Here is a 12,032-nt window from a genome sequence, read left to right on the forward strand (position 1 = left end):
AGACGCATGGCCGTACATGCCGCCGGGCTTTCGCATCTTCGATGTTGCGCATCGCGCAAGCCAGGACGGTTATTCGCCGCGCACCGCGGCACCACTCGGGTTTCAACTTCGGGATTGCAAAGTACGGTCAGTGCCGTGGAAAGCGCTGGCGGCGGAGCCGCTGCGCGCTGCTTTGTTCGGTGCGATGCCGGTGCCAGCGACGATGCGGCGCCGGACTGCGTGGAGCGGGACGCCGCTCGCCGTGGATGCGTCGAATCCGCAGTCCGCCGTGTCGGCCGGGATCCCGCTCACTCAGGGAGAGAAGTGCATGAATCGTCGTATTTTGTCGTTGGCCATTGGTGCTTCACTGATGTCCGTCGCGCTGCCGGGACTGGCGGCGGAACTGCTGACCGTCGACAGGCCGATCGAGGGCCGCTACATCGTCGTGCTGAAGGAACAAGCCGCCTCGCTGTCGGCCGACAGCCGCAACGGCGTGGCCAATGTGCCCGCGGTTGCGCAGGGCATCGCCAGCCAATACCGCACCAAGCTGCTGCGCAGCTACCAGCATGCGCTGCGCGGATTCGTGATCGACGCCGACGACGCGTCCTTGGCGCAACTGCTCAAGGATCCGCGTGTGGCCTTCGTCGAAGAAGACGGCTACATGTCGGTCGACGCGACCCAGAACAACGCGACCTGGGGCATCGACCGCATCGATCAGCGCGACCTGCCGCTGAGCACCAGCTACACCTACGACACCGACGCCACCGGCGTGCACGCCTACATCGTCGACACCGGCCTGCGCGCCGACCACACCGAGTTCACCGGCCGCATCGGCAACGGTTTCTCGTCGGTGTCCGGCGATCCCACCACCACCGACTGCCACGGTCACGGCAGCCATGTCGCCGGCACCGTCGCCGGCACCACCTGGGGCGTAGCCAAGAAGGCGACGATCCATCCGGTGCGCGTGTTCGGTTGCGGTTCCAGCGCGCCCAACTCGCAGATCATCGCCGGCATCGACTGGGTCACCGCCAATCACGTCAAGCCCGCGGTGGCCAATATGAGCCTGGGCGGCCCGGCTTCGGCCGCGACCGATACCGCGGTGAACAATCTGATCAACGCCGGCGTGGTGGCGGTGGTGGCGGCGGGTAACGGCAACATCGACGCCTGCACCGAATCGCCCTCACGCGTTCCGCGCGCGCTGACCGTCGGCGCCAGCGACCGCAACGATGCGCGTTCGATCTGGACCGGCGGCCAGGCCTCCAGTTGGGGCACTTGCCTTGACTTGTTCGCGCCCGGCACCTCGATCGTTTCGGCCGGCATCAGCAGCGCCACCGCGTCGGTCTCCAACAGCGGCACCTCGATGGCCTCGCCGCACGTGGCCGGCGTCGCGGCGCTGTATCTGGCGGTGAACCCGGCGGCGACGCCGGATCAGGTGCATGCCGCCATCGTCAACAACGCCACTGCGGGCAAGATCACCGATCTGCGCGGCTCGCCGAACCGTCTGCTGTACTCGCTGTTCTCAGGCGGCCCCGGCCCGAACAACCCGCCGGTGGCGAACTTCACTTCCAGCGTCAGCGGGCTGACGGTCAGCTTCACCGATACCTCGACCGACAGCGACGGCACCATCGCCTCGCGCAGCTGGAACTTCGGCGACGGCACCACCTCGACCGCGGCCAATCCGTCCAAGACCTACAGCGCGGCCGGCACCTACAACGTCAGCCTCACGGTCACCGACGACGACGGCGCCACCCACACCAAGAGCGGCACCGTCACCGTCGGCAGCACCGGCACCCAGACCTACACCAACGGCACCGACGTGGCGATCAACGACAACGCCACGGTGGAAAGCTCGATCGCCGTGTCCGGCCGCACTGGCAACGCGCCGAGCAACGCCAGCGTGTCGGTCAACATCGTCCACACCTACAAGGGCGATCTGAAGGTCGATCTGGTCGCACCGGACGGTTCGCTCTACAACATCCACAACCGCACCGGCGGCAGCGCCGACAACGTCAGCGGCACGTTCACCTTCAACCTGTCGAGCGAGCCGCTCAACGGCACCTGGAAGCTGCGCGTGAACGATAACGCCAGCGTCGACACCGGCCGCATCGACACCTGGAGCATCACGTTCTGATCCACGCAACACCGGTGGCCCGTGCGCATGCTCCGCTTCGGCGGCATGCGCATCGGGGCGTCCCGAGCCCCTCTCCCGCATGCGGGAGAGGGGTGGGCGAGGGATGAATTCCCATCGATGCACTAGGAAATCAATCCGCGACCGACTCGCAGAGCAGTACCCGGCACGACGTCCACGACGCCATCGCATATTCGCTGCCTTGCGGAAGGAAACTTCGCGCACACGCAGTGCAAATAGATGTGTCGAAATTAATCCAAATATGCGACATCGTTCACGCATATGCCCCCGCAACAATACGGCTAACGGCTTGCCGGCACTGTAAGCATGGCTTTAGCGTGCTAAGGCGGGCTGGAACACCACTGAGCCCGTACACAAACAGCGTGGACGCTGTCGTGTGCAGACAGGGACGTGGCCACGCAGACCACCGCGCGTTGAACGCCGCAAGACGGCACTTCGTTTTTTGGGGGTTTCATCCATGTCCGACCGTACCTTGCGCGTGCGTAAGCACGCGCTTGCCGCTGCCACCGTGGCCGCTGTGTCCTGCGTAGCCGCATCGGCGTACGCCGCCGATCGCGTCAATCTGGCCGCTTTGGCCAATGCCCAACAGAACGACGAGTTCATCGTCAAGCACCGCGACGGCACCGCCGCGCGCAGCAACGCAGCGACCCTGCAGAATGCGTTGAACACGGTGTCGAGCAGCTTCTCCGGCAAGGGCCATGCGCTCGGCCTCAAGCACGTGCGCCGCACTTCGATCGGCGCCGATGTGGTGCGCGCCAGCCGCAAGCTCGATCGGGTCGAGGCCGAATCGCTGATGCGCCAGATCGCCGCCGACCCGAGCGTGGAGTACGTCGAGCCCAACGCGCGCATGACCGCGTTCTTCACCCCCGACGACACCCGTTTCGGCGAGCAGTGGGGTTACACCGACGCCGACGCCGGCATCAACGCGAGCCAGGCCTGGGACGTGAGCACCGGCACCGGCGTGGTGGTGGCGGTGATCGATACCGGCATCGTCAGCCATAGCGATCTCAACGCCAACATCATCGGCGGCTACGACTTCATCACCGACGCGACCGCCGCGCGCGACAGCAACGGCCGCGACTCCAACCCGGCCGACCAGGGCGACTGGTTCGTCGGCTCCGATTGCGGCGTGACCTACAACAGCAACTCCAGCTGGCACGGCACCCACGTGGCCGGCACCATCGCCGCGGTGACCAACAACGCCAAGGGCGTTTCCGGCACGGCCTACAACGCCAAGGTGGTTCCGGTGCGCGTGCTCGGCCGTTGCGGCGGCACCCTGGCCGACATCGCCGATGCGATCACCTGGGCCTCGGGCGGCACCGTCTCGGGCATTCCGGCCAATCCGAACCCGGCCGAAGTCATCAACATGAGCCTGGGCGGCAGCGGCGCCTGCGGTTCGACCTACCAGGCCGCCATTGACGGCGCCGTCTCGCGCGGCGTGACCGTGGTCGTGGCCGCCGGCAACAACAACGGCAACGCCTCCAACGCGCGTCCGGCCAACTGCACCGGCGTGATCACCGTCGGCGCGGTCGACAGCGCCGGCGCGCGTTCGGTGTGGAGCAGCACGCAGAAGTCGAACTACGGCACCGTGGTCGACGTCGCCGCGCCGGGCTCGAACATCCTGTCCACGCTCAACGCCGGCACCACCACGCCGGGCGCCGAGAGCTACGCCTCCTACGGCGGCACCTCGATGGCGACGCCGCACGTGGCCGGCGTGGTCGCGCTGCTGCAGGCCAAGGCGACGACGCCGAAGACGCCGGCCGAGATCGAGACCCTGCTCAAGAACACGGTCAAGCCGTTCCCGAGCACGCCCGATCAGCTGATCGGCGCGGGCATCGTCGATGCCAAGGCGGCGCTGGACGCGCTCGGCGGCGGCAACCCGAACCCGGGCACGCAGACCTACAGCAACGGCACCGACTACAACATTCCGGACAACAACACGACCGGCGTGTCGAGCAGCATCGCGGTGTCGGGCCGCACCGGCAACGCGCCGAGCAACGCCTCGGTGTCGATCAACGTGATCCATCCGTACAAGGGCGACTTGATCGTCGACCTGATCGCGCCGGACGGCTCGGTCTACAACCTGCACAACCGCACCGGCAGCAGCGGCGACAATGTCAGCGGCACCTTCACGGTGAATCTGTCGAGCGAAACGCTCAACGGCAGCTGGAAGCTGCGCGCGGCCGATCGCGCCGCGCAGGACGTGGGCCGCATCGACACTTGGAGCGTTACCTTCTGATCGACAGGCGGCGGCCGGAGCGATCCGGTCGCCGCCGTTCCGCTCAGGCGGCGACACGCAGGCAAACAGACCCCGGCTTCGGCCGGGGTTTTTCGTTTGCGTCGAAAGTCTGGCGGAGTTTGCCGACAGCACGGGCGGCGCCGAAGACTGTGCGGGTCGTGCGGGCGGCAACGCGCAGCCGCTTTGATGGCCGCATCGGGAACGTATCGCGAACTGCCACCTTATCTCAGTAAAAGTCACATATTTATGGTGATAACACTGCTTTTTTGATGTGCATTGGACGAATTTTCGTAAATGCGAGGTAGGGTCGGCGACGCATTTTTCGTTGTGCGTCATCGCGAAACAATTAAAGAACGATATGCGACGTGGGTCGCTTTACTCAGCGAAAAATCAGACGAATTCGCCTGCCGGAATTTTCGCGCGATCGTTAGCGTGTACGCCGGATCGCGCTTCCCCCAACCGCATTCCGTCGCAACGTTACATCGCATACGCCGACGATCGCCGCCGTCGTGTAGGCCTGAACGTTTCACTCGCCGCACCTCGGCGCCTATCTGGGATTTTCACTCATGATGTCTCGCTCGAATCGCAATCATCGCGTCCACCTTCTCGCCGCCGGCACTGCCCTGGCTCTGTCCGGATTGACCGCCCCGGCGCTGGCCGGGCAGGTATACCTCGGCAATCTCAACGCCGAGGGCAACACCCAATTCATCGTCAAATACCGCAGCGGCAGCGCGCCGGCCACGCAGGTGGCGTCGATGCGCTCTTCACTCAACGACGCAGCGTCGCGCGTCGTCGTCCAGGGCAAGGCGCCGGGCCTGCGTGCGGTCCGCCAGATGTTGATGGCCGGCGGCCGCGTGATCGCCTCGGACACGCCGCTCAATCGCGCCGAAGCGACCGCGCTGATGAAGCAGATCGCCGCCGATCGCGATGTCGAATTCGTTCAACTCGACGGCCTCAAGAAGGCGCTGATGACGCCGAACGATCCCGAGTTCGGCAAGCAGTGGCATTACGCCGACTCCGCGGTCGGTATCCGTGCGCCGACCGCCTGGAACACCAGCAACGGCAGCGGCGTGGTGGTGGCGGTGGTCGACAGCGGCATCGTGCCGCACGCCGACCTCAACGCCAATATTCTCCCAGGCTACGATTTCATCCACTCGACCACCGGCTTTTCCGATGCGGAGTGCCGCGAGGCGGGCGCGTTGCCTGGGTGCGGCAAGTCCGACGACGGCGACGGCCGCGACGCCGATCCTTTCGATTCGTCCGATGTCGACCACGGCACCCATGTGGCCGGCACCATCGGCGCGGTGACCAACAACAGCATCGGCGTCGCCGGTGTGGCTTTCGGTGCCAAGATCGTACCGATCCGGGTCCTGGGCAATCAGGGCTTCGGCTCCGATTCGGATATCGCCGACGCGGTGGTATGGGCATCGGGCGGCAGCATCGCCGGCGTGCCGGCCAACCCCAACCCGGCCGAGGTGATCAACCTGTCGCTCGGCGGCAATAGTCCGTGCAGCACGACGCCGGCCTGGCAACTCGCCGTCAACACCGCCGTCGCCAACGGTTCGACCGTGATCGCGGCCGCGGGCAACAGCAATATCGACGTCAGCGGTGTCACGCCGGCCGGCTGCGATAACGTGATCTCGGTGGCTGCCAGCAACAAATCCGGTTCGCGTTCGTCCTATTCCAGCTGGGGCGCCACCATCGACATCACCGCGCCCGGCGGCGAGATGATTTTCACCAACGATGCCAACGGTGTGCTGTCGACGGTGAGCGGCGGCCGCTATGCCTTCAATCAGGGCACCTCGATGGCCAGCCCGCATGCGGCCGGCGTGGCGGCGCTGATCATCGCCGCCTCGCCGACGGCGAAAACGCCGGCGCAGATCGAGCAGATCCTGGAAAGCACGGCGCGGCCGATTGCGGCCAACAAGTGCTCCGGCGGTTGCGGCGCGGGCATCATCGATGCGGCCGCGGCGGTCGCCGCGGTATCCGGCGGCACCCCGGGCAACCAAGCGCCGGTGGCGAACTTCAGCTCGGCGATCAGCGGACTGACGGTGAACTTCACCGACAGCTCCAGCGACAGCGACGGCAGCATCGCGTCGCGCAGTTGGAGCTTCGGCGACGGCACCACCTCGACCGCGACCAGCCCGAGCAAGACCTATACGGCGGCCGGCACGTACACGGTCACGTTGACGGTCACCGATAACGGCGGCGCGACCCACAGCAAGACCTCCTCGGTCACGGTGAGCGGCGGCAGCGGCGGCGTGCAGACCTACAGCAACGCCGCCGATTTCAACATTCCCGACAACAACGCCACCGGCGTGAGCAGCAGCATCACCGTGTCGGGCCGCAGCGGCAACGCGCCGAGCAATGCGCAGGTGTCGGTCAACATCGTCCACACCTACCAGGGCGACCTGATCGTCGACCTGATCGCGCCGGACGGTTCGGTCTACAACCTGCACAACCGCACCGGCAGCAGCGCCGACAACATCGTCAAGACCTACACGGTGAATCTGTCGAGCGAGGCGCTCAACGGCGCCTGGAAGCTGCGCGCGGCCGATCGCGCCGGCAGCGACACCGGCAAGATCGACAGCTGGAGCGTCAAGTTCTGATCCATCCGCGTCGCGGCCGCAGCGATGCGGCCGCGGCACACGCAGTGCACCTGAGGCTTTTCATTCCAGAGCGGCTGTCTGCGCGAACGAGCGCCTCCGGCGATCCCGGCCTTTGTTGCGAGCGCAACCCTTGGTTGCGGATTAGGACTTGTCCTAATGGTTTGAATAGTTGATGCGAGTCACGAAATTTCATCCGGCGAGCTACGCCGGGCTCGTGCTGTGGCCGGCACCGACGCTCTAGCGTGAAGGCATTGGCCGGCCTTGCATGCGCTGGTCAATTGCATCCGGACCGCGTCGCGCGCAGCGCTTGCGAATCCGGCTTCTCGCCGCCGATGCGGCCAGGTTCCATCCACAGGGGAGCTATACCCGATGTCCACAGGTTCCACTTCGTTCAACGTTCTCTCCGTCGCCACGGCGCTGGCGATCGCCTGCGTTTCAGGTTCCGCGTTCGCCGCCGATCGCGTCGACGTCGCCAGCCTCAGCGCCGACGGCAGCCAGGCCTTCGGCCGTTTCCTGGTCACCTATAAGAGCGGCAGCGCGCCGCGCAGCGACGTTGCCAGTTTCAACCGATCCACCACTGCCGCCGCCACCGCGGTCAGCAGCCGTTTCGGCGGCGGCAAGCGCGCCGTGCAGCTCAAGCGCCTGCGCCGTACCGCGACCGGTACCGACGTGGTGGTCAGCAGCCGCGCATTGAATCGCGACGAGGCCGCGGCGCTGATGAAGCAACTGGCGGCCGATCCGAATGTGGAGTCGGTATCCAACGACATCATGATGGTTCCGTATTTCACGCCCAACGACACCAACTTCAGTCAGCAGTTCGGTTTCGGTAGCGGTAATGGCGGCATCCGCGCCACCAGCGCCTGGGACGTGACCAAGGGTGAGGGCACGGTGGTTGCGGTGATCGACACCGGCATCGTCAGTCACAGCGACCTCAATGCCAACGTGATCGCCGGCTACGACATGATCAGTGGCGATAGCGTGACGTCGGGTTTTAAGGAGGGTGGTTTCATCGTTGCCAACGACGGCGATGGCCGCGACGCCAACCCGGCCGATCCGGGCGACTGGTTCACGGTCGGCCAGTGTCCCAATGCCCCCACGCGTTCGAGCGCGTCCAGCTGGCACGGCTCGCACGTGGCCGGAACGGTCGCCGCAGTGACCAACAACGGCAAGGGCGTGGCGGGTACGGCGCACGCGGCCAAGGTGTTGCCGGTCCGCGTGCTCGGCCCCTGCGGCGGCTTCGGTTCGGATATCTCCGACGCGATCATCTGGGCCTCGGGTGGTTCGGTGCCTGGCGTGCCGGCCAATCCGAATCCGGCCGATGTGATCAATCTGAGCCTGGGCGGCAACGCGCCGGACGCATGTCCGCCGTCCTATAAGAGCGCGGTCGCAAGCGCGGCCGCGCGCGGCAGTATCGTGGTAGTCGCGGCCGGCAACAGCGACGCCGATGTGACGACCTCCAAGGATAAGGACGGCAATGTGGTCGGCTACACGATGACCAACTGCGGCACGGTCATTTCCGTCGGTGCGGTCACCTCTTCGGGGGCGCGTTCGAGTTTCTCCAGCTTCGGTACCGCGGTCGATATCGCCGGCCCGGGCTCGGCGATCCTGTCGACCGTCAACAACGGCACCCAAGGACCGACGACGGAGGCCTACAAGTCCTACAGCGGCACCTCGATGGCCGCGCCGCACGTCGCCGGCGTCGCCGCGCTGGTGCAGTCGATCGCGCCGACGCCGCTGACTCAGGAGCAGATGCGCACCTTGCTGAAGAACACGGCGCGTGCGTTCCCGGTGTCGCCGGGGGCCAAGCCGATCGGCGTAGGCATCGTCGACGCCGCCGCCGCGGTCGCTGCGGCGGGCGGTGCGCCGCCGACCGGCAGCACCCAGACCTACAGCAACGCCACCGCCGCCAACATCCCGGACAACAACGCCACCGGCGCGACCAGCACGATCACCGTGTCGGGCCGCACCGGCAATGCGCCCAGCAGCGCGGAAGTGGCGGTCAACATCGTCCATACCTACCAGGGGGATCTCATCGTCGACCTGATCGCGCCCGACGGCACGGTCTACAACTTGCATAACCGCACCGGCAGCAGCGCCGACAACATCGTCAAGACTTACACGGTGAACCTGTCGAGCGAGGCGCTCAACGGCGCCTGGAAGCTGCGTGCGGCCGATCGTGCCGGCGGCGATACCGGGAGGATCGCCAACTGGAGCGTCAAGTTCTGAGTCGGCGCGCAGGTTGAATCCACGCGGCCATCGGGCTCGCGCGGTGCTTCACGAGAACCCCGGCTTCGGCCGGGGTTTTCGTTTGCGCGCTCGGTGGCGCTGTCGTGGGTGGTATCCGCGAATCGCGCGCGGCGTGGAGGGCTGGATGGTTCGCCCTGCCGTTGCAGGGCGCATCGGTTTCGCCTGCCTGGACTCGGCGATCCGGCGCGCGGGGGAGGGCGACGAGAAGGACACGCGAGAGGACAGGCGATGAGCGCGCTTCGACCCGGCGGATATCGAGGCGATCGCGCAGTACGAACGCGACGACCGAACGCGGCTGCCGGAGAGGTTCGGCGCCCGTGAATCGCGCTTGTCGATCCTTTGCAACCCGACACCGGCAGGGCCGTACCCGCGCCGACCAGCCGGTGCCGGGCGGGCACCCGCTGCGAGCCGTCGCGACGCGCCGGGGTGGGGTGTTTTACTGCTTTTGCGTTGTGACGTTAGGCACATAACGGCGTTGCGAATGCGTGATTCGTTTCACTATGCATACGCAAAAAGTCCGCTCATAGACCTTGTCGAGGCGCGCTCGAAGTCATTAGCGTGAAACTCAGGATGTGCCACGCAGTCCGGGGGGACGCACATCCATGATCAGTCCGGACGCGCGGCGTCCTCGTTGGCCGCCGCGCCGCACCGGACGACATCCGCCGCGATCGCGGCCTTTCGTTTTGGGGGTTTCACACGATGTCTGTCCGTTCCAATCGCGTACATACCTTGGCCGCCGCGACCGCGCTGGTGCTGGCTACCACCGTCGCCGGTTCCGCGTTCGCCGCCGGCCGTGTCAATCTCGGCGGCCTGCAGACCGCGAACAAGTTCGACCGCTTCATCGTCAAATACCGCGACGGCCGCGCCGACGTGCAGAACGCGCTGAGCGCGGCCACGGCCGCCGGCAAGGCGCGCGGCCCGGCTGCGTTCGGCGTCAAGCACCTGCGCCGCACCGCCATCGGCGCCGACGTCGTGCGCGCCGAACGCACGCTCGATCGCGCCCAGGCCGAATCGCTGATGCGCCAGATCGCCGCCGATCCGAACGTGGACTACGTCGAAGTCGACGTGCTGCGCCATCCGACCCTGAGCCCGAACGACACCCACTACGGCGTGCAATACGGCTTCAACGGCGCCAACGGCGGCATGCGCGCCGACCAGGCCTGGGACGTGGCCACCGGCACCGGCGCGGTGGTCGCCGTGCTCGATACCGGCATCACCCCGCACAGCGATCTCAACGCCAACCTCCTGCCCGGTTACGACTTCATCTCCGACACCTTCGTTTCGCGCGATGGCGACGGCCGCGACTCCAACCCCAACGACGAAGGCGACTGGAACAACGCGACCGAGTGCGATTCGCCCGGCTACGACGCGCCCGCGGGCGATTCGAGCTGGCACGGCACCCACGTCGCCGGCACTGTCGCGGCAGTGACCAACAACGCCAAGGGCGTGGCCGGCACTGCCTTCAACGCCAAGGTCGTGCCGGTGCGCGTGCTCGGCCGTTGCGGCGGCTACGACTCCGACATTTCCGATGCGATCGTGTGGGCCTCGGGCGGCAGCGTGTCGGGCATCCCGGCCAACGCCAATCCGGCCGAAGTGATCAACATGAGCCTGGGCGGCGGCGGCGCTTGCCCGAGCAGCTACCAGACCGCGATCAACGGCGCGGTCGGCCGCGGCACCACCATCGTGGTGGCGGCCGGCAACGACGCCGCCAACGTCTCCGGTTCGACGCCGGCCAATTGCGCCAACGTGATCGCGGTCGCCGCGACCACTTCCGCCGGCGCCAAAGCCAGCTACTCCAACTACGGCACCGGCATCGACGTGTCCGCGCCGGGCGATCAGATCGCTTCGACCCACAACAGCGGCACCACCACCCAGGGCAGCGAACAGTACGTTTACATGAGCGGCACCTCGATGGCCTCGCCGCACGTGGCCGGCGTGGTCGCGCTGCTGCAGTCCAAGGCGACCACGCCGAAGACCCCGGCCGAGATCGAGACCCTGCTCAAGAACACCGCGCGCGCGCTGCCGGGTGCGTGTTCGGGCGGTTGCGGCGCGGGCATCGTCAACGCCAAGGCCGCGGTCGACGCGGTCGGCGGCACCACGCCGCCGGGCACGCAGACCTACAGCAACGGCACCGACTACAACATCCCGGACAACAACGCGACCGGCGTGTCGAGCAGCATCGCCGTGTCGGGCCGCACCGGCAACGCGCCGAGCAACGCCTCGGTGACGGTCAACATCATCCACCCGTACAAGGGCGACCTGATCGTCGATCTGATCGCGCCGGACGGTTCGGTCTACAACATCCACAACCGCGGCGGCAGCAGCGGCGACAACGTCAGCGGCACCTTCACCTTGAATCTGTCCAGCGAAGCGCTCAACGGAACCTGGAAACTGCGCGCTGCCGACCGCGCCGCGCAGGACGTCGGCCGCATCGACACCTGGAGCGTCACCTTCTGAACCTTGTGCGATCGGCGGCCTGGACCGCCGATGCGCGACGCGAACCCCGGCTTCGGCCGGGGTTTTTTTTATGCGCGCAGGCGTCGTCGGTCGAAGCCGGGCCGATCGAAGCCGGGGCGCCGCTCGCCTGCGTCCGGGATCGTCGCGGATCCGACGATCGTCGCTGCGCATCGGAATCAGACTTGTCCTAGTGGGGAGTGTCCGTCCGACCCTCGTTACATCCCAGGTCGTACGAACGATCTTGCTGTAGCGGCGGGCCGTGGTTTCCGGGATCGCAGACGGCGGGGTCGAAGCCGGCGCCGACCTGTTTGGTTTTCTCGCCAGGGCGCACGGCGCGGGTGCGGCGCGTTTC

Annotated in this window: 5 protein-coding genes; all 5 read left to right on the plus strand. The window is 66.7% G+C overall.

Annotation, left to right across the window (positions count from 1 at the left end; all coding sequences use genetic code 11):
* Positions 1 to 307: 307 nt before the first annotated feature.
* Positions 308 to 2,110 carry a S8 family serine peptidase gene (locus ACTOWJ_RS16360; RefSeq protein ID WP_441335687.1) on the plus strand — a complete coding sequence of 601 codons (1,803 nt, stop codon included), beginning with the start codon at positions 308 to 310 and terminating at the stop codon, positions 2,108 to 2,110.
* Between the two features lie 475 nt (positions 2,111 to 2,585).
* Complete coding sequence (locus ACTOWJ_RS16365) at positions 2,586 to 4,367, plus strand: S8 family serine peptidase (protein WP_441335688.1); 1,782 nt, start codon at positions 2,586 to 2,588, stop codon at positions 4,365 to 4,367.
* A gap of 566 nt (positions 4,368 to 4,933) precedes the next feature.
* Entirely contained in the window at positions 4,934 to 6,976 is a 2,043-nt protein-coding gene (locus tag ACTOWJ_RS16370; protein WP_441335689.1) for a S8 family serine peptidase, read from the plus strand.
* Between the two features lie 369 nt (positions 6,977 to 7,345).
* On the plus strand, positions 7,346 to 9,202 hold the full coding sequence (locus ACTOWJ_RS16375; protein ID WP_441335690.1) for a S8 family serine peptidase: 1,857 nt from the start codon (positions 7,346 to 7,348) through the stop codon (positions 9,200 to 9,202).
* Positions 9,203 to 9,922: 720 nt separating this feature from the next.
* Entirely contained in the window at positions 9,923 to 11,680 is a 1,758-nt protein-coding gene (locus ACTOWJ_RS16380; RefSeq protein ID WP_441335691.1) for a S8 family serine peptidase, read from the plus strand.
* Positions 11,681 to 12,032 lie beyond the last annotated feature (352 nt).

It is taken from the genome of Lysobacter sp. CA199 (assembly GCF_052078715.1).
Lineage (GTDB): Bacteria > Pseudomonadota > Gammaproteobacteria > Xanthomonadales > Xanthomonadaceae > Lysobacter.

Coding starts and splice junctions, on each gene's coding strand:
- ACTOWJ_RS16360 (WP_441335687.1), top strand. CDS start 308: ATGAATCGTCGTATTTTGTCGTTGGCCATTGGTGCTTCACTGATGTCC.
- ACTOWJ_RS16365 (WP_441335688.1), top strand. CDS start 2,586: ATGTCCGACCGTACCTTGCGCGTGCGTAAGCACGCGCTTGCCGCTGCC.
- ACTOWJ_RS16370 (WP_441335689.1), top strand. CDS start 4,934: ATGATGTCTCGCTCGAATCGCAATCATCGCGTCCACCTTCTCGCCGCC.
- ACTOWJ_RS16375 (WP_441335690.1), top strand. CDS start 7,346: ATGTCCACAGGTTCCACTTCGTTCAACGTTCTCTCCGTCGCCACGGCG.
- ACTOWJ_RS16380 (WP_441335691.1), top strand. CDS start 9,923: ATGTCTGTCCGTTCCAATCGCGTACATACCTTGGCCGCCGCGACCGCG.